This is a genomic window from Novosphingobium percolationis, from assembly GCF_020179425.1.
Taxonomy (GTDB): Bacteria; Pseudomonadota; Alphaproteobacteria; order Sphingomonadales; family Sphingomonadaceae; genus Novosphingobium; species Novosphingobium percolationis.
The window spans coordinates 212,856-235,050 of sequence record NZ_JAILYM010000002.1; the positions used below are offsets into that span (position 1 = coordinate 212,856).

Genomic DNA, 22,195 nt, shown 5'->3' on the forward strand with positions numbered 1-22,195 from the left:
TCCTTGCACCAAGTATCGGTGAATCGGGGGCAATCGTGATCAATATCATCCGTGGCACGGACAAGTCGGAAACCATCAACGGCACCGATGGCGACGATATCATCTACGACGGCTACGGCACCGACAAGGTCTATGCGGGCGCGGGTGACGATGTCTTCGCCACGGGTAATCTGACCAAGGACATCTTCGACGGCGGCGAAGGGCGCGACACGTTCTTCTGGGGCGATTTTAACCCAAGTGGCGGGGATAACCCGGTCGGCGCTCGTCCCTCGATCGATCTGACGCTGGGCACGGTCCGCGATGCTGCGGGTGTTCGCTTGGCCACGCTCGTTTCGGTCGAGAACGTCTACTACACCGGCGGCGGTGCCGTGATCAATGGCACCGATGGCGCCAACGCGATCTACGCACGCAGAAATTCGCTGGTCACCGCAGGTGGCGGCGACGACGTGATCGGCTTCCTCGGAAGCAATGGCGAGGCCGATGGCGGCGCGGGTGAAGACACCGTGCTGGTCGATTTCAGCACTGTAAATACCGGGGTCGGCGCAGGCTACACCGTGTCGCTGGCAAAGGCGGGCGAGACGCAGGAATTTGTCTTTGGCGAATACCATGTCTTGCGCTCGATCGAGAACCTCACCGGCTCGGCGCTCGACGACACGCTGATCGGCGACGGCGGCGCGAACAAGCTGGGCGGGAACAAGGGCCACGACACGCTGATCGGCGGCGCAGGCGACGACCTTCTGGCAGGCGACGGCGGCATCGTCGTTTCGGAAAGCTATGTCCCGGGCGCTTTCCTCACCCAGCAGCCGGGCGCGGCGGGCAACGACCTTCTCGAAGGCGGGCTGGGGAACGATACGCTGATCGGTGGCGGGGGGATCGATACCGCCAGCTATGCCCATGCCGCGGGCCGGATCGTGGTCGACCTTGGCGCTGGCACGTCGAGCGGGGCCGATGGGCAGGACACGCTGACGGGAATCGAGGCCGTGCTCGGCTCGGCCTTCGACGACCGGCTCTACGGCTCTGGCCGGGGCGACCGGCTGGACGGCGGCATCGGCGCGGATCGCATGGTCGGGCGGGGAGGCGGTGATGTCTATGTGGTCGACAACCTCGGCGACGTGGTGGTCGAGGCTGTCGGCGGCGGTCGCGACACGGTCGAGTCCTCGATCACTTATGCCTTGCCCGCCAATGTCGAAAACCTCGTGCTCATGGGATTCGATGACATCGACGGAACCGGCAACGATGCCGCCAACGTGCTGACCGGCAACGACGGCTTCAATCGCCTTGCCGGCGGGCGCGGGGATGACACCTATGTCATCCAGAACGCCTTCGACACCGTGATCGAACAGGCCGATGGCGGGATCGACACGGTGCGCTCCGCCGAATCCGCGACTCTTGCCGACAACGTCGAAAACCTCGTGCTGCTGGAGACGAGCAACCCCTTCGTGGTCCTCGATGGCACCGGCAATGATCTCGACAACACCATCACCGGCACGCGCGGCAACAACGTGATCGATGGTGGCAAGGGAGCCGACCTGATGATCGGCGGGGCGGGCGGGATCGACACGTTCTACATCGACAACGTGGGCGACAAGGTGGTCATCCGCTCCGGATTCGCCATCACTTACACGTCGATCTCGTTGCACGCGTTCTATGGTGGGACCGAATACCACCTGACCGGCAGCGAAGATCTGACCTTCACGGGCACGCGCACGTTCCAGCGCGTGTGGGGCAACGATGGCGACAACCGCATCGACGATGGCGGCGGCAATGGCGACGATATCCTCGAAGGCGGCAAGGGCAATGATACCTACATCGTGCGCGATCATGCCCGGCTTATCGAGGCGGCGGGCGAAGGGATCGACACGGTCATCGCCGGTCGCTCCTTCGCGCTCGGCGACAATTTCGAGAACCTCGAACTTTTGCCTTCGACCACCGGGGCGACGCTGACGGGCAATGCGCTCGACAACCGCATCACCGGCAGCAAGGGCGCCGACACGCTCGACGGCAAGGGCGGCGCGGATCGCATGACGGGCGGCCTTGGCGACGATACCTATTACGTCGACAACGCGGGCGACAGGATCGTGGAAGGCACCGATGCAGGTCGCGACCGCGTCTATTCCTCGGTCGACCTGTCGCTGGCCGCCAATGTCGAGGAACTGTTCCTGCAAGGCAGCGCCCGCCACGCCACGGGCAACAAGCTGGCCAACACGCTGGCTGGCACCAATGGCGACGACGTGCTCGACGGGCGCGGCGGGGCGGACCGGATGGAAGGCGGCCTTGGCGATGACACCTACCATGTCGACAATGCCGCCGATTCGATCTCGGAGGCCGGAGGACGCGACGTGGTCCTGGCCACTGCCAGCTATTCGCTGGCGAACGCAAATGGCGTCGAACGGCTCGAACTGCTCGGTACCGTGCGGCGCGGCACCGGCAACGATCTCGACAACGTGATCATCGGCAATGCCGCCGCCAACGTGCTCGACGGGGGCCTGGGCAACGACCGGCTGGTCGGCGGTGCGGGCGATGATACCTACATCGTCGACAACCCCTATGACGAGGTGGTCGAAAAGGCGGACGGCGGCACCGACACGCTCGTCGCGGCCTACGACGCCACGCTGGCGGCGGACCTCGAGAACCTGACGCTCTCGGGCGTATTCTCGATCAGCGGGACCGGCAACGCAGGGGCGAATGTCATCACCGGCAACAGTGGCGACAACGTGCTCGATGGCAAGGGCGGGGCGGACCGCATGGCGGGCGGCGGCGGCCACGACATTTTCATCGTCGACAACGCGGGCGACACCGTGTCGGGCACCGGCACCGTGCGCGCCTCGGTCAGCTTCGCCGTGTCCGGGCAGCTCGACCTCGTGCTGACCGGCAGCGATGCAATTGACGGCACCGGCAGCGAGCAGGAAAACCGCCTGATCGGCAACGGCGCGGCCAATGTCCTCACCGGCCTCGGCGGCAACGACATGCTCGATGGCGGCGGCGGGGCGGACACGCTCAAGGGCGGGCAGGGCGATGACATCTACATCGCCGCCAATGCCGGCATGACCTTGGTCGAAGACGCGGGCGCTGGGCGCGATACGGTGCTGGCCGCGGCCAGCGTGACGCTGGCGGCCAACTTCGAAAACCTCGTCGGCAACGGTGTCGGAGCGATCGCGCTGTCGGGCAACGAGAGCGACAACATCATCTTCGGCAATTCGGGCGGCAACGCGATCCATGGCGGCGGCGGGGCCGATCTCCTGTGGGGCGTCGGCGGCGCGGACAGCCTGACCGGCGGCGCAGGCGCGGATCGCTTCGTGATCTCCACCGACGATCCCACCGATACGATTGCGGATTTCGTCTCGGGCACGGACAAGATCGTCGTCATCAACGATGTCGTTGCCGGAACCCTGCTGGCAGGCGGCTTCGTGGTGGGGACGAGCGCCCGGGACGCCGACGACATCGCCATCTACGACAAGGCCAACGGCAAGCTCTATGTGGATGCCGACGGCAACGGTCCCGAAGCCAAGGTGCTGCTGGCCAGCTTCACGCCCGGCACCGCGCTGGCGGCTTCCGATTTCGAGCTGGTGCTGCGCTTCCAGTGGACCGCGCAGGTCAATGCGCTCGATCTGCCGTTCCTGATCTGAGCATGCGCCTGCGCGATTGACCGATCGGCCAACCCGCCCCTAACCTCTCCCCCGACCGGACGCACGATCCGGCTAAGGTGGAGAGAACAGGATGCAGCAGCGCCCCACGGTGTTGATCGCCGGCGCCAGCGGCGTGATCGGACAGGCCGCGGTCGAGCATTTCGGCAGCAGCGGCGCATGGGACGTGCTCGCACTGTCGCGCCGCGTGCCCGACGTTGCCGTCCGCCACGAACACATCGGCGTCGATCTGACCGACCCCACCGCGTGCGCCGCGCTGGGGCCCAGGCTCGCGGGCGTCACCCACCTCGTCTATGCCGCGCTCTACGAAAAGCCGGGGCTCTATGCCGGCTGGCTGGAGCGCGACCAGATGGAGCGCAACCTGCTGATGCTGGGCAACCTGATGGAGCCACTGCTGGCCCATGCGCCGGGGCTTACCCATGTCAGCGCCTTGCAGGGGACCAAGGCCTATGGCGCGCACGTCCACCAGATCGCGGTCCCGGCGCGCGAGAGCGCCCCGCGCGATCCCCACGCCAACTTCTACTGGCTGCAGGAAGACTACCTGCGTGAAAAGCGCGTGGGCGCGGGCTGGGCCCTGACCATCTGGCGCCCGCAGGTTGTGTTCGGCGAGGCGATCGGCGTTGCCATGAACATGATCCCGGTGCTGGGCGCCTATGCCGCGATCTGCCGCGAACTGGGCATGCCGCTGGCTTATCCGGGCAGGCCCGGCGGCGTGTCCGAGGCGGTGAGCGCCGATCTTGTAGCCCGGGCGCTCGGCTGGGCGGCGATGGCCCCGACGGCCCGCGACGAGACCTTCAACCTGACCAACGGCGATGTCTTTACCTTCGCCAATGTCTGGCCCGCCATCGCCCGCGCTGTGGGGCTGGAGCCCGCCTTCGGCCCGCCGTTCAGCCTCGTCGATTTCCTGATGGCGCATCGCGACACCTGGGCGCGCATCGCCGCGCGCGAAGGCTTGCGCGAAGCGGACCTTGCAAGGCTGGTGGGCGAAAGCCACCATTATGCCGACCTGCTGTTCGGCGTTCACGCCCCCGCCGATGCCGATCGCGCTCCGGTGCTGGTCTCGACGATCAAGCTGCGCCAGGCAGGCTTTGCCGATTGCGAGGATACCGAGGCGATGTTCGCCCGCCTGCTCGCCCGCATGGGCGAGCGGCGGATCACCCCCGCGTTCAGCGCAGTGGCGGGCGCGGGCTGAACTCTTCCCACTCGGCATAGCCGGCATCGCGCGGGATCGCGACGACGGTGCCGCCCTCGCGTGCGCTGACCACCGGGGTCAGCGGCACGATCTCGCGCGTCCACGCGGCTTCGAAGGCGGTGCGCGGGCAGGGCGTTTCGGTCAGGCGCAGCAGGCTGAGCTTGGTCGGGAACATGATCCCGGCATCGCCGCGGCGCGCGCGGTCGAGCGCCTCGGCAGGGGCGATCCACTCCAGTTCGACCGTTTCCGATCCGTCGCAGCGCGCTTCGCGTTCCCGGCCCACGTGCGCAAGGTAGAAGCGCGTGTCGAACCGCTTGGGCGCATCGATGGGGGTGATCCAGTGGCCGAACGGTGCGATCGCGCCCAAGTCGAGATGGCCGCCGCTCGCCGCCACGACCTCGCGGAACAGACTGCCGTGGGGGCGGTCGGGCGGCAGCGGGCATTCGCCGTTGCCGCCGGTGACGAGCAGTATCGCGGCTTCCTCCCACGTTTCGCGTGCGGCGGCGATGCGGTGGGCGCGCTCGTGCTCGGGCAGGTTCTCGTGCCCGCGCAGGTGCGGCAGCCAGTCCTCGTGCGAATCTTCCGCGTCCACCACCCCACCGGGAAACACCAGCGCCGAGGCGAACGTAGCGGCGGCGTGGCGGCGGACCATCAGAACCTCGAACGGTTCGTCGCGCAGCAGCAGCACGGTGGCAGCGGGACGCGGTGTGGTGGGCGCGGTGGTCATGACGGGCGTTTCTCCTTGGGGGCGGCGCGGGCGAGCATGGCAGGCACTTCGGCCAGCGAGCGAACCACGTCGTTCAGGTGAGTGCAGCCGTTGGTGCGGCGCAGCATCTGCAGCACCGTGCTGCGCAGGGCGGTCAGCGGGGTGCCGATCAGGAAGCGCAGGTTGGCCAGCGCACCTGGGCATTCGGGATAGGGCAGCGTGCCCGCGCGGCCTTCGATATGGGTGACAAGGCCGCTCGCGGCGTCGGCCCGCGCGGTCAGCAGGTATTCGTGCAGCGCACGGCGTTGGCCGCCCTCGCGGGTATTGCCGCTGTCCTGGAAGTGCGTCTCGACGTGGATGACATCGCCTTCGCGCCAGGCGTCGATCCGGCGCGCGCGGCGGAACTGCACTTCGCCGGTCAGGTCGGTGAAGGGGTGCCAGCCCTCGGGATCGTCGGGGTGGCGCAGCGGTCCCACGTCGGTGCTGTTCTGCCCCAGCACTTCTGCTGCCTGGTCGATGATCCCGCTCGATCCCGGGCGCAGGCCCGTGCACACGCCCAGCATCGCGGCGGCGTGGGCCTGCCGTCCTTCGGCGGTCGGGGCGGTGGACCAGTTCGGAAACCAGCGGCTCCACGCCCAGCGCGACACCAGCGTCGCCCCCGCCAGATCGTCGAGCATCAGGTAGAGTGGCGTGCCGCCCTCGCGCTCATCGGGGAGAGCCTCGTTCAGCAGCGCACGGAACTTGCCACCGGGCTTGGCGCCTTCGAGGCTTGAGAGCGCCGGGCGTTCCGGGTGTGCGGTCAGTGCCGCAATGGTCCGCCCGTGGGCCTGTGCGTCCAGCACGTCCTCTGCCAGCACCTGCGGCGGCAGGGCCGGATCCCCGGTCCACGCATCGCGGCAGCGCCCCGCGATCGATGTCGGCCCACGCAACCCTTGCGGCCATGTGGCCTCCAGCGTCATCGTCCGCCGTACCGATCCGTGGCGGCGCAGCGGCGACAGGCCGATCGGCTGCGAAGGCGCGGCGGGCCAGACCGGCAGGGGATCTCCGGCAAGGTCAAGCCCGCGCGTGCCCGGTTCCGCCTCGTAGCTCACGCGCGGCGCCTCGGGTGCGCGAACAGGCCGTTGAGTGCGGCGACCAGCGCCACCGGCTGCTCGATCATCGCGTGGTGGTGGCAGAACGGCAGCGAAACGGGCGCGCCGCAGGTCGGCATGGCATCGACGAAGGCCTGCACGGCGTCCATTCCGGCGAAGTCCGAACGAGCGGCGTGAATGTAGTCCACTGGCACGGCCAGACCGCGCAACGCCGCCGTCATTTCCTCACGGTCGCTGGCCGCGAACGTGTTGGGATCGAACTTCCACCCCCAGCCCTTGTCGCTCTGCTGCAAGGAATGCTGCGCAACATAACCCAGCACGTCTTTGTCGGGCCAGGCTCCCGGCGGGCTGAGGCGATAGCGCGCCAGCGCTTCCTCGCGGCTGGGATAGAACTTCTCGACCGGTGCATCACCCAGCTTGCTCGCGCCTTCGCGGAACGGATGCGCGTCGATCACCACCGCGCGCTCGATCCGTTCGGGCGCGAGGTAGGCGGCATAGAGCCCGGTGATCGCGCCGAAGCTGTGCGCCACGATGGTCAGCGGTTCCAGTCCCGCGTCCTGTGCCACCGCCAGCACTTCGCGCGCGTACTGCTTGCGGCTGTAGGTTGTACGCCGGTCGCTGTCGCCCATGCCCGACAGGTTGATCGCAGCGACGCGATAGCGGTCGGCGAACCACGGTGCGATATGGTCCCACCAGCGCGCATGCGCGATGAAGCCGTGGACAAAGATCAGGCCGGGCTTGGTCGCGTCGTCCAGCCCCCAGCCGCGATAGCGAACGCAAGCGCCTTCCACCTCGACCGCGCGGTCTTCCACCGGGGCGGCCCATGCCTCCTCCAGCCACGAACGCTGCGGTGGCACGTCGGCGGGCGCATCGTCAAAGCCCATGCCGCCGGGACGGATGGCGAAAGTCTTGGGTTTCCTGTCGCTCAACGTTCGCGCTCCGCCCGCTGGGCCTGCTGCCATGCCGCCGCCGCCAGCGGGGCAAAGCGCCGGGCCACTTCGTGTGACCTGGCGTTCGAGGCCGTGCCGCGCAGCGTGCGCCCGATGATCCCGTGCAGGATCGCCGCCAGCCGGAACATGTTGAAAGCGATATAGAACGAAAGGTCGGGAATCCCGTCCCGCCCGGTGCGCGCGCAATAGGCGGCGACGTAGTCCTCCTCGCTCGGCACGCCCTCGGGCCGCGCGGTGGCGAGGCTGTTCCCCGCCTCTGCCGGCGTGCGCCAGACCATCACGTTGTAGGCAAAGTCCGCCAGCGGATCGCCCAGCGTCGACAGTTCCCAGTCGAGCACCGCGCTGATCCGTGGCGCGTCTGCCGCAAACATCACGTTGTCCATCTTGTAGTCGCCATGCACCAGCCGACGGCTCTCGCAGTCTTTGGGCATGTTGGCGGGCAGCCATTCGATCAGCCGGTCCATGTCGGCATTGCGTCCGGCGAGTTCATCCTCGCGATACTGCCGCGAAAAGCGCGCCACCTGTCGCTCGACGTAGTTGCCGGGCCGACCATAGTCGCCCAGCCCGATCGCACCGGCATCCAGCGCGTGCATCCGTGCGATCGTCGCGTTCATCGAATCATAGGCCGCCGCGCGTTCGGCGGGTGAAAGCTCGGGCAGAAGCGGGTCCCAGAACACCCGGCCCGGCACCATGTCCATGACGTAGAACATCGAGCCGATCACGCTGTCGTCGGTGCACAGCCCCAGCACGCGCGGCACAGGGAAATCCTGCCGCCCCAGCGCCTGCATCACGCGAAATTCGCGATCCACCGCATGGGCAGAGGCATGGACCAGCCCGGCAGGCTTGCGCCGCAGGACATAGCTGCGGGTCGGCGTCGAAAGGCGGAACGTGGGGTTCGACTGCCCGCCCGCGAACTTCTCGACAGCAAGAGGCCCTGCGAACCCTTCGACGTTGCTTTCCATCCAGCGCGACAGCGCCGCCTCGTCGAACTTGTGCCGGTCATCGCCGCCAGCCACGTCGCTCATTCTGTCACTTTCCCTTGAACACCGGCTCGCGCTTTTCGATGAAGCTGGCGACGCCTTCCTTGTGGTCCTCGGTCTCCATCAACCGGCGGATCGCCTCGATCGCCCAGGCCCCGATCTCGCGCGGGTTGCCATAGGAGAACTTCGAGAGCCCCTCCTTGATGAAGCGCAGCGCTAGCGGTGGGTTCGCGGCAATGCGCCCCGCCAGCGCCTGCGCCCGCACCATCAACTCGTCATGCGGCACAACGTCGCTCACCAGCCCGATGCGCAAGGCCTCGGCCGCGTCGATCACATCGCCCGTGAACATCAGTTCGGCCGCCTTGGCCGGGCCGACAATCGCGGGCAGGCGGTAGAACCCGCCCACGTCGGGCACCAGGCCGCGCTTGATGAACATCTCGGAAAACTTCGCCTTTTCCGAAGCGATGCGGATGTCGGCATAGATCGCCAGTTCCATGCCCCAGCCGATCGCCGCGCCGTTCACGGCCGCGATCATCGGCTTTTCGCATTCGAGCGCGGCCATCGCGGCGGGCGTCGGCGAATGCTTCACGATTGTCAGCGCAGAGCGTGTCGCCGCGAACGACTTCGGCCCCGCCATGATCTCGCCCACGTCGTCGCCAGAACAGAACGCCGGGTCCGCCCCCGTCACGATCACGCAGCGCACGTCATCGTCGGCAGAGGCGGCCTTCAACGCCGCTTCCAGCTGCGCATAGGCGTTCCAGTTCAGCGCATTGCGCCGGTGCGGGCGGTTGAGCGTGATCGTGGCGACGTGGTTCGCCACGGCATAGATCACGTCGTCGGCGGGGTTTTCCTCGCTCATCGGCATCCTCTCCTTGTCCGGTGCCCGCTTTCCACGGGTCACCGCAATTCCATCACCCCCGGTGCAGCAGCGCCAGCGCCTGCTCGGCAAGGTACGGGCAGCCGTTCTCGCCCACTTGCGCAGTCGGCGTCTGCCCCGCCAGCGCGCGGGCGTAGACGCCGTGGCTGATCGAGGCCAAACGAAACACGGAGAACGCCAGCAGGAAGTTCCAGTCGTCGAGGCTCTCGCGCCCGGTCCGCTGGCAATAGGCATCGACCCACTGCTGCTCGGTCGGGATGCCGCTGATGGCAAAGTCCACGCCGTCGAGCGACCCCCAGCCTGCCCCATGCGAATGCCACAGGAACCCCGAATAGCCGAGGTCGGCCAGCGGATGCCCGATGGTCGAAAGCTCCCAGTCGAGCACCGCGATCAGGCGCGGTTCGGTCGGATGGAACATCACGTTTTCAAGGCGATAGTCGCCATGCGCGATGGCGACCGACTGATCGGCGGGAATCCGCGCAGGCAGTTCCTCGATCAGCTGTTCCATCGCCGGCACCGGCGGCAGCGGGCAATCGCGGTACTGGCGCGTCCAGCGCGCGATCTGACGCTCGAAGTAGTTGCCGGGCTTGCCATAGTCGCCAAGGCCCACGCTCTGCCAGTCGACCTTGTGCAGCTTGGCCAGCGTCGCGTTGAGGTCGTCATAGATCGCCGCGCGTTCCGCAGGCTCCATCCCCGGCAGCGTCGCATCGCGGAAGATGCGCCCTTCGAGGAAGTCCATCACGTAGAACGTCGTGCCGATCACCTCCGGGTCGGTGCACAGCCCGCGCATCACCGGCACTGGCACGTCGGTCGCGTTCAGCGCTTTCATCACCTTGTATTCGCGGTCGACCTGGTGCGCGCTTTGCAGCAGCTGGCCGGGCGGCTTTTTGCGCAGCACATAACGCTTGCCGCCGGAAATCAGCAGGAACGTGGGGTTCGAGGCCCCGCCAGCAAACTGGCGCACTTCCAGATCGCCGGCATAGCCTTCGACATTGGCGGCCATCCACCGGTCGAGCGCGGCCTCGTTGAAGCGGTGCTTGTCGGTCACCGCGCCGATGCGCTGGCCGACCCCTTCTTCCTTCACCGCCGCGGTGCTGGCGCTCATGCTCTCTTTCCTTCCATAAGGGCTATCATCTCTTCCCGCAGCACCGGCTTCAGCGTCTTGCCGCTGGCGTTGCGCGGGAATTCTTCCGTCCTGACATCGATGGCCACCGGCACCTTGAAGGGCGCCAAATGCCGCGCGACATAGGCCTTCAACTCGGCCTCGCTCACGCTCGCGCCCGGCTTCAACTGCACCAGTGCGCCCACTTCCTCGCCCAGCACGCGGTCGGGCAGGCCCACCACGGCCGCGTCGATCACCGCCGGGTGCGACACGAGCACGCTCTCCACTTCGACGCAGTAGATGTTCTCGCCGCCCCGGATCAGCATGTCCTTCTTGCGGTCTAGCAGATAGACGAAACCTTCTTCATCGATCCGGCACACGTCGCCCGTGTGATACCAGCCGTCGGTGAACGCTGCGGCCGTGCCTTCGGGGTTGTTCCAATATCCCGCCACCACGTTCGGCCCGCGGATGCACAGTTCGCCCACGCTGCCTTGCGGGAGGTCTTTGCCCGCATCGTCGACCACCTTCAGGTCGACGCAGGGCACGGCCACGCCCACGCTGTCGGGGTGCGTCAGGTAATCCTCGGCGCTGTGCGTGGCCGAAACCGAAGACGTCTCGGTCGCGCCATAGCCCTGCCCGATGGGGAACCACGGGAACACCTGGCTGAACCGGATCGCCAGTTCGGGCGCGATGGCCGCGCCGCCATAGGAATAGGCTTCGAGGCTCGACAGGTCACGCTTGCCGAAATCGGGCGATTCCAGCACCTGCCACACCATCGCCGGAACGCCCGTGGTCGAATTGACCTTCTCGCGCTCGATCAGCTCTAGGAAGCGTTCGGGGTTCCACTTGTACATCAGCACGATCTTTGCGCCGCCGACGATGGCGGGCACCATCATCGAATTGGTGCCGGTCACATGGAACATCGGCACGGGTACGAGGATGGTTTTCTGCGGGGGCGGCGGCGCATCCGGATCGGGCGGGGGCGGCAACCCTTCGCCCCGGCGGATCGCCGCGCGCGCACCGTTGAAGCCAAGGCTGACCATGTTGGTCATGATGTTGCGATGCGATCCCATCGCGCCCTTGGGCCGCCCGGTGGTGCCGCTGGTGTAGAGGATCGTCGCCAGATCGTCGGTATCGCATTCCGGGTCCGGCATCGGATCGTCGGGCAGCGCGCCATAGTCGGCAGGCTTGCCGATCAGGCTTTCCCACGAAACCGCACCATGCGCCGCCTCGCCCCGCGTCACGATCAGCCCGGCAAGGTCCAGCCCTGCAAGGCACGGTGCCAGCCGGTCGAGCCGTTCGCCATCGACAATGGCTACCCTCGCGCCCGAATTTTCGATGCCATAGGCCAGTTCCTCGCCCGTGCCCCAGGCGTTGAGCGGGGTCAGCACCGCGCCGATCGAAGCGCCCGCCCAGAACGCTATGATCCATTCGGGCAGGTTGCGCATCGCGATCACCAGCCGGTCGCCCTTGCGCACGCCATAGCGTTCGGACAATACGCGCCCCAGCGCGCCCGCCGCGCGGAACGCCTGATCATAGGTCAGCCGTTCGTCTTCGAAGACCAGAAACTCCCGGTCGCCCCAGCCGCGCCCGATCTCGAATATCTCGCGCAAGGTGCCCATGGCATTGACGTACGTGCGATAGGTGCGTCCGCGAATCTCGGTTTCGCGCATCTCGAACGGCGCGCCGGGCGCGCAGGCTTGTGCGTAGGTTTCGGCAAGGCTGACGACGGGCCAGCCGGGCGGAATCTGGCCGGGCTGGACTTTCGGAGCGCTCTGGCCTTGGCTTGCAGGGGCGTTCATGATCGTTCTCTCTCCCGGAACGCCGTCGCGGCTGGCTTGGGCCGCAAGGTCGTTCGCGATCTCTCAGCGGAGTGCCATTAGTTAATCGCTTAGTCAAACGCGGACGCGGTGATATGTCGGTCCGCGAAGACTCTTGCGCTGAATAACTTATAACAAGATATAAGTTCACCGCGACCGGGAAAATCCGGCGGGACGAGAGAGGACAAGCCTATGCTGGTAGGAGATATTCCGGCGCTCGCCGCGCACCGCGCGCCCGATGTGCTGGCGGTGCAGTTTCAGGGGCGGGCATGGACCTACGCCCAGATGCGCGACAAGTCGTGGGCCCTGGGCAATGCGCTGCTGCGAATCGCCGACAAGGGCGATCGCATCGCCATTCTCGCCGAAAACTGCCCCGAATATGTGCTTGCCTACTATGGCGTGCCCTCGGCGGGCATGGCGCTCACCTTCCTCAACTACCGCCTCTCCCCGCGCGAGCTGGCGTGGATCATCGGCAACGCCGAGCCTTCGGTCCTCATCGTCGAGGACAAGTTCATGGGCGCGATCGAGCAGATCCGTGGCCAGATCCCCAGCGTCAGGCATTTCGTCTCGATCGGTCAGGTGCAGCCCGGCACGCTCGGCTTCGAGGCGTTTCTCGCCACCGGCGAAGCCAGCCCCCCGCCGGTCAAGGTGGGCGAGGACGACCTCGCCTGGCTGCTCTACACGTCGGGCACCACCGGCTTGCCCAAGGGCGCGATGCTCAGCCATCGCAATGTCGTGGCGGCGGTGATGAACAGCCTCGTCAGCTGGGACAAGGATCCGCCCGACGGGCCCGAGCCGGTGTTCATGCTCACCTTCCCGATGTACCACGTCGCGGGCTACGCGCTGCTGGTGAACCACGTCCGCGCCGTCCCCGTGGTCATCATGCAGAACTTCGACATCGAGGTATTCTTCGCCACGATCGAGCGGCACAAGGTAACCGCGCTCTCGCTCGCCCCGACGATGATCGCGATGCTGCTGAACCACCCGGCCCGCGTGAACTACGACCTCTCCAGCTTGCGCAACATCGGCTACGGCGCTTCGGCGATGCCCGCCGCGGTGTTGCTGCGCGCGCGGGAAATCTGGCCGCAAGTGCGCTTTGCCACCGGCTTCGGCATGACCGAACTGGGCGGCAACGTCATGGTCCTGACGGCCGAGGAACACGACCGCGCGGTCGACGAAGGCCTGCCCACGCTCAACTCGGTCGGCCACCAGATGCTGCTGTCCCGCGTCCGCGTGGTCGATGCTGATGGCAATGACGTTGCGACAGGGCAGGAAGGCGAAATCCTCGTCAAAGGGGACCAGGTCCTGTCCGGCTACTGGCGCAATCCTGAAGCTACAGCGAAATCCTTCGTCGATGGGTGGTTCCACACCGGCGATGTCGGCCGCTGGAACGAGGAAGGCTATCTCTGGATTGTCGACCGCAAGAAGGACATGATCGTCACCGGCGGCGAAAACGTCTACCCGCGCGAGGTCGAGGAAGTGCTCTACAAGCACCCCGCCGTGCTGGAGGCCGCCGTCATCGGCGCCGAGGACGAAAAGTGGGGCGAGGAAGTGGTCGCCGTGATCTCCTGTCGCAATGGCGAGAGCGCCACGCCCGCCGATCTCGTCATGCACTGTCGTGACCACATCGCCAGCTACAAGAAGCCGCGCGCGGTCGCCTTCGTCGACGAACTGCCCAAGAACGCCTCGGGCAAGGTGCTGAAGCGCGAACTGCGCGAATGGATCAGGGACGGGCGACTGGTTCTGCTGCGTCCGTGACGTGTTCGGGGGCCGCTCGGTAGCCCCCGACCACGTCTAGGTGTCGTTCAGGTGCGTTTAGGTGTCGTTCAGTTCACCACCATGGATAGCCGCTCGGCATGTCGGTGGAGACCTTGTTCGGGAAGGCGGGCTTGCGCTTTTCTATAAAGGAAGCAACGCCTTCCCTCACATCACCACCCGATCCCAGCTCCATCGCGAAGGGCCCGTCGATCTTGAGAAGGTCGAATGGCAGTGCCGCCGAGCCGAACCGCCAGATCATTGCCCGCGTCAGCGCGACCGACACCGCCGAGGTGTTTTCGGCGATGCCCAGCGCAATTTCGCGGGCGCGGGCAAGCAACTGGTCGTGGGGCACCACCTCGCTCACCAGACCGCCCTTAAGTGCTTCTGCCGCGTCAAAAACATTGCCCTCGATCGACCAGCGCAGCGCCTGCGCGGTGCCGACCAGACGCGGCAGGAACCACGCGCTGCCCGCTTCGGGCACCAGTCCCCGCCGCGCGAACACGAAGCCGAAGCGCGCCTGATCCGACGCGATCTTGATGTCGGTCGGCAGCGCCATCGTCGCCCCAACGCCAACGGCAGGGCCGTTGAACGCTGCAATCGTTGCCTTTTTCGAATTGAACAGCGCGCCCACGAACCCGCTGTCACCGCCAAGCCCGCCGTCGCCATCGGCACTGCGGCTGGCCCCGAAGTTCTTGGCGCCTTCGCCCGACTTGGTGTCGAAGCTGCCCGCCCCCGCCGAGATATCGGCCCCGGCGCAGAAGCCCCGACCCGCGCCGGTCAGGATCACCACGCGCACGGCATCGTCGTCGTTGGCGAGGCGCACCGCCTGGGCAAGCTCGGCACCCATGGTCGCGGTGAAGGCGTTGAGCTTGTCGGGCCGGTTGAGCGTGATGGTCGCCACCGGCCCGTCGACGGCATAGAGGATGTCGCTGAATTGCATCGGTTTTTCCTATGCCTCAGGCGTTGAAGTGCAGCTTCAGGCCGGGGCGGGGCCAGCGCGCCTTGTAGAGCTTGCCGGTGCCCGAGCAGGTGATGAACGCGGTCTGCATGTCATCGCCGCCGAAGCAGATGTTGGTCGTGATCGGGTCCGGGAAGGCATAGTGCTCCCAGGTGCCGTCTGCCGGGTTGAACGAGGTGATCCCCCCGTTGACGAGCGTCGCCACGCAGACCCGGCCGTCGGCCTCGACCGCAAGGCTGTCGAACAGCTGGTAACCCGGCAGCGGTCCCATGACCTTGCCAGCGGTCCACATGTCGGCAGGTGCAGCCAGTTCGCCCGGGCGGGCGATGTCGAATTCCCACAGCCGGCCGGTCTGCGTTTCGGCCACGAACACGCGGCTGCCGTCGGGCGAGAGGCCTACGCCGTTGGGCGTGGTCATGCCATCGCGCGCCAGCACGATCTTCTTGCCGTCGATGGTGGCGTAATGGAGGTGGCCGACGTGGCTGACATCGCCGTTGCTCTTGCCAAGGTCGGTGAACCAGAAACCGCCGTCCTTGTCGAACACGATGTCGTTGGGGCCGCGCAGGGGCTTGCCGTCGCATTCGCTGTAAAGCGTGGTCACTTCGCCGCTGGCAAGATCGACGCGCTGGATCGAGCCGGAGACGTAGTAGTCGGGCGTGCCGTGGGGCAGCAGCAGGCCGCCAGCCTCGTTCCACTGGAAACCGCCGTTGTTGCAGACATAGACCGCGCCATCCGGGCCGACCGCCGCCCCGTTGGGGCCGCCGCCGAGTTGCGCGATCACTTCCTGTCGTCCGTCCGGGTGGACGCGGGTGAGCGTCTGGCGCTTGATTTCGACCAGCACGACCGAACCGTCGGCCGTGGCGATGGGACCTTCGGGGAATTGCAGCCCTTCGGTGATCAGTTCGAATTCCATTGTTCTCTCTCCCGGTAGGGGGTGGCCCGTTGTGGCCACCCCCCGGTCATGTCCCGTCGCGGTTCAGCGGATGCCCGGAACGTGCAGCTTGGCGGCGGCTTCGTTCTTGGCGCGCGTCAACTCGTCGGCGTACTTGCCGAATTCCATGCGCGCGATGGTGCGGGCGTGGACTTCGTCCGGACCGTCGGCGATGCGCAAGCTGCGCTGGCCCGCCCACATGCGGGCGAGGCCGGGATCGCTGGTGACGCCCGCGCCGCCGAAGGCCTGGATCGCATCGTCGATGATCGACAACGCCATGTTCGGCGCCTGAACCTTGATCATCGCGATTTCGAGGCGGGCGGACTTGTTCCCTGCGCGGTCCATCATGTCCGCCGCCTTGAGGCAGAGCAGGCGGGTCATCTCGATGTCGATGCGCGCGCGCGCGATGCGCTGTTCCCACACCGAATGGCTCGATACCGCCTTGCCGAAGGCGATGCGCGATTGCAGGCGGCGCGCCATCTTTTCGAGCGCGACTTCCGCCGTGCCGATCGAGCGCATGCAGTGGTGGATGCGGCCCGGCCCGAGGCGCCCTTGCGCGATCTCGAACCCGCGGCCTTCGCCCCAGATCACGTTCTCGACCGGCACGCGCACGTTTTCGAGCAGCACTTCGGCATGGCCATGCGGCGCATCGTCATAGCCGAACACGGGCAGCATCCGCACGATCTTGATGCCGGGCGTGTCCATCGGCACCAGCACCTGGCTCTGCTGGGTGTACGACCCGGCGGAGGGATCGGTCTTGCCCATCAGGATCGCGACCTTGCAGCGCGGATCGCCCACGCCCGAGGACCACCACTTGCGCCCGTTGATGACGTAGTGATCGCCATCGCGCACGATGCTGGTCTCGATGTTGGTGGCATCTGACGAAGCGACGGCCGGCTCGGTCATCAGGAAGGCCGAGCGGATTTCGCCGTTCATCAGCGGGCGCAGCCACTGTTCCTTCTGTTCGCGCGTGCCATAACGGAAGAGTACTTCCATGTTGCCGGTATCGGGCGCGGAGCAGTTGAACACTTCCGAGGCAAAGCCGACGCGGCCGAACAGTTCGGCCACGGGCGCATATTCGAGGTTGGTCAGCTGTTCGCCTTCGAACACGAAGGTGTCGTCAAGCTGCGGCTGGCCCGAATGCGGCGGCATGAACAGGTTCCACAGGCCCGCGGCCTTGGCCTTGGCCTTCAGCTCTTCGAGGATGGGGATGACCTTCCAGCGCTCGCCTTCTTCGTGCTGCTGTTCGTAGATCGGAATCGCGGGATAGACGTGCTCATCCATGAAGCGCGAGACGCGATCGACCCAGTATTGCTGTCGATCGGTATAGGTAAAATCCATCAGGACATCCTCTCTTGGGTTTTGCGGCCACCTTGCCGGGCCGGTTGCGGGGTTTCAGCAATTGTTTTTCGCGCTATGCCCTGTGGGTTGTCAGGACCCGGTGGGATGCGGAAAGAGGTGGAATGAGCGAGCAGACCTTGCGCGCAGCATCGGGGGGACGCCGCGAGGCGGGCAAGGAGGAACGGCGCCGCCGTATCATCCATGCCGCCAAGGAAATGATCCGCGAGACCGGCAGCACCGGCCTTTCCATGCGTGCGCTGGCCGAGCGTGCAGGGGTCAGCCTTGCCACGCCCTACAACTTGTTCGGATCGCGCGGCGCAGTGGTGCTGGCCGTGCTGGAAGACGTGCGCGATTTCCGCGCGCGCTATGCCGAGGCGCGGACCGGCGATCCGGTCGACCACATCTTTGCGGTGGTCGATCTGGCGGTCGGCTTCTACCTGGGCGACCCGGCGTTCTACACCACGCTGTGGCGCGAGGTCTTCGCCGTATCGGGCGAAGTGCGCGGCGCAATCTACAACCCGCGCCGCGATGCGTTCTGGCTGGGGCTGGTGAGCGACATCGCGCGCGCCGGGGCCCTGCGCGAGGGTATCGAACCTGCGTTCCTGCTGCGCCAGCTCGACCACCAGTTCCGCTCGGTCATGCTCGACTGGGTGGCGGGCGACCTGTGCGTGGCCTCGTTGGGGCCGACCATCAGGTTGGGCTATGCGCTGATCCTGTGCGGCGCGGCGAGCGATGCGGCGCGCCCCGGACTGGAGGTGCGGATCGCCGCCGATCAGGCCGCGCTGAAAGAGGCCGAAGAGCGGAAAGCGCGCGGGGGGTAAGCACGCGCGGCCTTCCGCCCTCCGGGTGGGGGCACTCGCTGGGAGGAGGTGGCAGCGGGCGCCGGTCGGCAAGAACCGAACGCCCGCACTGCCGGGAGGAGTGTCCCCGATGGGCACTTACATCGCTTCCGGGCGGGTCGTGTCGATCGCCTGCCAGCCGCTGCGCGGACGGATCTGCGACTGCTTGCGATAGTCGACATCGTCGTAGGTGAGTTCGGCGAACTCCTTCCGCTTCGGGCCGAGATAGCCGAACAGGAACGCCGCGACCTTGCGCATCTGGATTTCCTCGGTGCCTTCGGTGATGCGGTAGCGGCGGTGGTGGCGATAGATGTGCTCGAACGGCTTGTGGCGCGAATAGCCGATGCCGCCGTGGACCTGGATCGCGCGGTCGGCCGCTTCGCAGCACAGCCGGTTCGCCCAGTAGTTGCACATCGACACCTTGTCCGAAATGCGCTTTTCGACCTCGGGATGGGTCATCTGGTCCATTTCCCATGCGGTCTTGCGGATCAGCAGGCGCAGCATCTCGCACTGGGTGGCCAGTTCCACGAGCGGGAACTGGATCGCCTGGTTGCGCGCCAGATCCTCGCCAAAGGGCTGACGCATCCGGGCGTAGCGCACCGATTCCTCGATGCAATAGACCGCTGATCCGAGCGAACCTGCAGCCTGGCGGATGCGGTTTTCATGCACGAACGACTGCGCCAGCGGCAACCCGTTGTCGATGGGGCCGAAGATCGCGCTGTCGGGCACCCAGACATTGGTGAACGACACGCGCGGGTGGTCGGTCGGCATGTTGAAGGTCCACAGGTACTCCTCGACCTTCACGCCCGGATCTTCGGTCGGGACGAGGAAGCAGGTGATGCCACGCGCCGCGCCGTCTTCGCCGGTGGTACGGGCGAACAGCGCGCAATGGGTGGCGACGTGCATGCCGGTCGTCCACATCTTCTCGCCGTTGATCAGCCAGCCTTCGACGCCGTCACGGGTTTCGCGCACGGCGCGCGTTTCCATGTGGGTGGCGTCGGACCCGTGGTAGGGTTCGGTCAGGCCGAAGGTGATGCGGCGGGTGCCATCGAACATGCCCTGGATGAATTCGGCGCGCTGTTCGGGCGTGCCGAAATCGTCGAACATCTTGGCAAAGGGGTTGTTGGCGACGATCGAGTGCTCGGTCTGCTGGTCGTAGTGCAGGCCCAGGCCCTTGGCCGCGAGGTATTCGCGGATCACGGTCATCCACAGGTTCGAACCGCCCTTGCCGCCGAACTTGGGATCCATGGCAAAGCGCAGGTGGCCGGCCTTGTCGGCGCGGCGCTTGGCTTCGCGCATCAGCTCTTCCCATTCCTCGCGCGGCAGGCCGTCGCGCTCGAAATCGGTGCGCGCCCATTCGCGGCGGTGGTCGAAGAAGCGGACGTTGTCGTCGGCATCCTCAAGCGGCTTGATCTCCTTCTCGATGAACGCGTCCAGCTCCTTCAGGTAATCGAGCAGGTCCTGGGGCAGGTTGAAATCCATCGTGTCTCTCCGTCGTTATCGTTGGGGCAGGCGGCAGCGCCGACCAGGCGCAAGGGCCTGGCCGGATGCCGTTGTGGCGAGGATGATGCTAGCCTGCGCCATCCTGCGGTTCAGTATTTGACGCTCAGCGTCGCGCCGAAGGTGCGCGGGCTGCCGGGGTAGCGGTTGACCGAGTCGTTCACGCGGAACGATGCGGTCCAGTAGTACTTGTCGGTCAGGTTGCGGGCCCAGAACTGGAGCCGCCACTTGTCGTCGTGGCTGGCAATGCCGAGGCGCGCATCGAATGTGGTGTAGGCATCGATCGCCAGCACCTTGTACTCGCCGAAGGCGCCGTTGGTCTTGCCGTAGTAGAGCATGTTGCCGCCGACGAAGGCGTCGATGCCGTCGTTGACGGGGAAGCTGTATTCGGCGTCAACGTTGGCCTGCCACTTGGGCGTGTAGGGGAAGGGCTCGCCGCCGAAGTTCCCTTCTGCGCCGAAGGAATCGTAGTTCACGAACCCGTCGCCGAGGCGCGAGTTGAGGTAGGTGACGGCAGGGCGGATGCGCAGGCCGTCGACGGGGTTCAGCGTGACATCGAGCTCGGCGCCCCAGATGCGCGACTTGGGCACGTTGACCAGCGAGGGCAGCGGGCCGAATGCGATGTCGGGGATGCGACCGAGGATCTGCTTGTTCTTGTAGTCGTAGTAGAACACCGCGCCGTTGGCCTGGATGCGGCCGTTGGCGGCCGTGACCTTGGCGCCTGCCTCGAACGCGAGCACGGTTTCCTGCACCACCGGATCAAACTGGCGCGTCGTGGCGGCGGCAAGTGTCGGGAAGCTGCCCGCCTTGTAGCCCCGGGATACGTTCGCGTAGAGCAGCACGTCGCGGGTCGGCTTGAAATCAAGCCCGAGGCGCCAGGATAGGTTGTTCTGGTTGAGCTTGGCGTGCGCGCCCTCGGGCTGGACATTGTCGAGGTTGATCGTGCCGCAACCGCCGACCGGGATCGGTGTCGAGGTGATCGGTTCGCCCCGCAGGAAGTGGATGTAGCCCTGGATCGCCTGAGAGACGAGGCCCCAGCTGCCGTCGATGTCCTGCCCGCAGCCGTAGAGCAGTTCGCGGTTGGCCTGGGTGAAGCGGATTCCGGCATGCGCTGTCACCTTGTCCGACAGCTCGTAATCGAGGTTGCCGAACACACCGTACGTGCGCAGGCGTTGCTGCGTGTTGGGTCGCGTGTCGCCAAGCGGAATGCCGAATACGCTGGCGCTCGATGACTGCCGGTAGATCTGGATCGTGTTGTCGTCGACGTAGTCGTACTCGTAGTTCGCGCCGACGATGTAGGTGGCGTTGCCGACCTTACCGTCGAGCCGCAACTCCTGGTAGAAGGTGTTGATCTTGCCGTAGCTTTCTGCGCGGTAATCGTTGAACGGGGTGCCGTCGCCTTCGACCGGCTGGTAGCGACGGAAGCGCTGCAGCGAGGTCAGCGAGGTGATGTGCGCGGCATCGCCCAGGTCCAGCTCGTTGCGCAGGGAGCCGAAGTAGAAGCGGTTGTTGCGCTTGAAGTTGACGTTCGGGTCCCAGTCGCTGACGCGGTTGTCCTTTGGCGCGCGCGGGAAGTTGCGGAAGCCGTCCGGGATCAGCGGGCCATCGTTGAGCGCGACGAACTGGTAATATTGCGGCGCCAGCGATTCTGACCGATCGCGCTGCGCGGTGATGTTGAGCGTTGTCTTCCAGTTCGAGGTGGGCTCCCAAACCAGCAGTATGCGGCCCTGCAGGAAGTCCTTGGAGCCGAGCCGGTCGCCGGGGCGGGTCATGCTCTTCTGGAAGCCGTCGCCGCTGGTGTAGCGGGCCGATACGCGGACGCCGAGCGTATCCGTGATCGGAGCAGCGACATGGCCTTGCAGATCGAGGGTGTTGAAGCTGCCGAAGCTCGCGTCAAAGCCCGCGCTGAGCTTGTCGGTGGGCTTGCCCGCGATGTAGTTGAGCGCGCCGCCGGTGGAGTTCGAGCCGAACAGCGTGCCCTGCGGCCCCTTCAGCACTTCGAGGCGCTCCAGATCGAGCCCGAGGCCGACGGTTTCGGCCGAGAACGGCACCGGCACTTCGTCGATGTAGGAGCTGACGGCCGGACTGGCGCCAAGGCTGGTTTCCTGGAAGCCGACGCCGCGGATGGTGAACACAGGGGTGCCGTAGGCGGTTTCGTTGTAGGTGAAGCCCGGAACCACCTTGGTGAGCTGCGAGGCGTCTGTAACGCCCAGCTTGGTCAGCTGGTCGCCGCTTGCCGCGGTGATCGACATCGGCACGTCGTTGATCTTGGCGGCGCGCTTCTGCGCGGTGACGATGATTGCGCCGTAGAGGTTGTCATCGGGGGTCGTGGCGCCAGCCTGGGAGGCCTGCTGGGCATGGGCCAGCGCTGGAAGCGCGAGCAGGGCAAGGGGCGCGGTCGTCAGGCAAAGGCCGCGTACGGTCGATGTTCTGGACATGGTTCAATCCTCTCCTGTGGGATCGTCCCGCCGGTGCTTCGACGCATCCTGCGACCGTCCCTTTCGTT

General features: G+C 66.3%; 16 protein-coding genes. 4 read left to right on the top strand and 12 right to left on the bottom strand.

The window, feature by feature from the left end:
• Positions 1–35: 35 nt before the first annotated feature.
• Together K3A84_RS05490 and K3A84_RS05495 are read left to right on the top strand one after the other, a co-directional pair.
• The gene (locus K3A84_RS05490) at positions 36–3,626 is read left to right on the top strand and encodes a calcium-binding protein (protein WP_225008325.1); all 3,591 of its coding nucleotides are present in this window, start codon (positions 36–38) and stop codon (positions 3,624–3,626) included.
• A gap of 91 nt (positions 3,627–3,717) precedes the next feature.
• The gene (locus K3A84_RS05495; protein WP_225008326.1) at positions 3,718–4,836 is read left to right on the top strand and encodes an NAD-dependent epimerase/dehydratase family protein; all 1,119 of its coding nucleotides are present in this window, start codon (positions 3,718–3,720) and stop codon (positions 4,834–4,836) included.
• Here K3A84_RS05495 and K3A84_RS05500 read toward each other — a convergent pair.
• From K3A84_RS05500 to K3A84_RS05530, 7 genes are read right to left on the bottom strand one after another with little or no spacing between them, the layout of a single operon-like run.
• A complete protein-coding gene (locus K3A84_RS05500; protein WP_225008327.1) occupies positions 4,811–5,563 on the bottom strand; it encodes an NUDIX hydrolase in 753 nt (250 codons plus the stop codon). The two genes, K3A84_RS05495 and K3A84_RS05500, sit on opposite strands and share 26 nt — an antisense overlap.
• Positions 5,560–6,633 (bottom strand): DUF2889 domain-containing protein, encoded by a 1,074-nt coding sequence (locus K3A84_RS20505; RefSeq protein ID WP_225008328.1) that lies wholly within the window; start codon positions 6,631–6,633, stop codon positions 5,560–5,562. The genes K3A84_RS05500 and K3A84_RS20505 overlap by 4 nt, the downstream gene beginning before the upstream one ends.
• The gene (locus tag K3A84_RS05510; protein WP_225008329.1) at positions 6,630–7,562 is read right to left on the bottom strand and encodes an alpha/beta fold hydrolase; all 933 of its coding nucleotides are present in this window, start codon (positions 7,560–7,562) and stop codon (positions 6,630–6,632) included. Before K3A84_RS05510 ends, K3A84_RS20505 begins: the two co-directional genes overlap by 4 nt.
• Positions 7,559–8,608 (bottom strand): phosphotransferase family protein, encoded by a 1,050-nt coding sequence (locus K3A84_RS05515; protein ID WP_225008330.1) that lies wholly within the window; start codon positions 8,606–8,608, stop codon positions 7,559–7,561. Before K3A84_RS05515 ends, K3A84_RS05510 begins: the two co-directional genes overlap by 4 nt.
• 4 nt (positions 8,609–8,612) lie before the next feature.
• Positions 8,613–9,422: an enoyl-CoA hydratase/isomerase family protein gene (locus K3A84_RS05520; RefSeq protein WP_225008331.1), complete on the bottom strand. Its 810-nt coding sequence runs from the start codon at positions 9,420–9,422 to the stop codon at positions 8,613–8,615.
• Positions 9,423–9,474: 52 nt separating this feature from the next.
• The gene (locus tag K3A84_RS05525; protein WP_225008332.1) at positions 9,475–10,545 is read right to left on the bottom strand and encodes a phosphotransferase; all 1,071 of its coding nucleotides are present in this window, start codon (positions 10,543–10,545) and stop codon (positions 9,475–9,477) included.
• The gene (locus K3A84_RS05530) at positions 10,542–12,344 is read right to left on the bottom strand and encodes a class I adenylate-forming enzyme family protein (RefSeq protein ID WP_225008333.1); all 1,803 of its coding nucleotides are present in this window, start codon (positions 12,342–12,344) and stop codon (positions 10,542–10,544) included. Before K3A84_RS05530 ends, K3A84_RS05525 begins: the two co-directional genes overlap by 4 nt.
• 159 nt (positions 12,345–12,503) lie before the next feature.
• Between K3A84_RS05530 and K3A84_RS05535 the strand changes: the two genes are divergently transcribed.
• Positions 12,504–14,120 (top strand): acyl-CoA synthetase, encoded by a 1,617-nt coding sequence (locus K3A84_RS05535; RefSeq protein ID WP_318248293.1) that lies wholly within the window; start codon positions 12,504–12,506, stop codon positions 14,118–14,120.
• A 73-nt stretch (positions 14,121–14,193) separates the two neighbouring features.
• Here K3A84_RS05535 and K3A84_RS05540 read toward each other — a convergent pair whose 3' ends face one another.
• From K3A84_RS05540 to K3A84_RS05550, 3 genes are all read right to left on the bottom strand, one after another.
• Positions 14,194–15,060, bottom strand: a complete 867-nt coding sequence (locus K3A84_RS05540; protein WP_225008335.1) for an enoyl-CoA hydratase-related protein — start codon at positions 15,058–15,060, stop codon at positions 14,194–14,196.
• Between the two features lie 16 nt (positions 15,061–15,076).
• A complete protein-coding gene (locus K3A84_RS05545; RefSeq protein ID WP_225008336.1) occupies positions 15,077–15,991 on the bottom strand; it encodes an SMP-30/gluconolactonase/LRE family protein in 915 nt (304 codons plus the stop codon).
• A 63-nt stretch (positions 15,992–16,054) separates the two neighbouring features.
• Positions 16,055–17,350, bottom strand: coding sequence for an acyl-CoA dehydrogenase family protein (locus tag K3A84_RS05550; RefSeq protein ID WP_225008337.1), 1,296 nt, complete (start codon positions 17,348–17,350; stop codon positions 16,055–16,057).
• 122 nt (positions 17,351–17,472) lie between these two features.
• On the opposite strand from K3A84_RS05550, the gene K3A84_RS05555 reads away from it, so the two are divergent.
• Positions 17,473–18,171, top strand: a complete 699-nt coding sequence (locus K3A84_RS05555) for a TetR/AcrR family transcriptional regulator (protein WP_225008338.1) — start codon at positions 17,473–17,475, stop codon at positions 18,169–18,171.
• 117 nt (positions 18,172–18,288) lie between these two features.
• Here K3A84_RS05555 and K3A84_RS05560 read toward each other — a convergent pair whose 3' ends face one another.
• Complete coding sequence (locus tag K3A84_RS05560; RefSeq protein ID WP_225008339.1) at positions 18,289–19,671, bottom strand: acyl-CoA dehydrogenase family protein; 1,383 nt, start codon at positions 19,669–19,671, stop codon at positions 18,289–18,291.
• Positions 19,672–19,781: 110 nt separating this feature from the next.
• Entirely contained in the window at positions 19,782–22,127 is a 2,346-nt protein-coding gene (locus K3A84_RS05565; protein WP_225008340.1) for a TonB-dependent receptor, read from the bottom strand.
• Positions 22,128–22,195 lie beyond the last annotated feature (68 nt).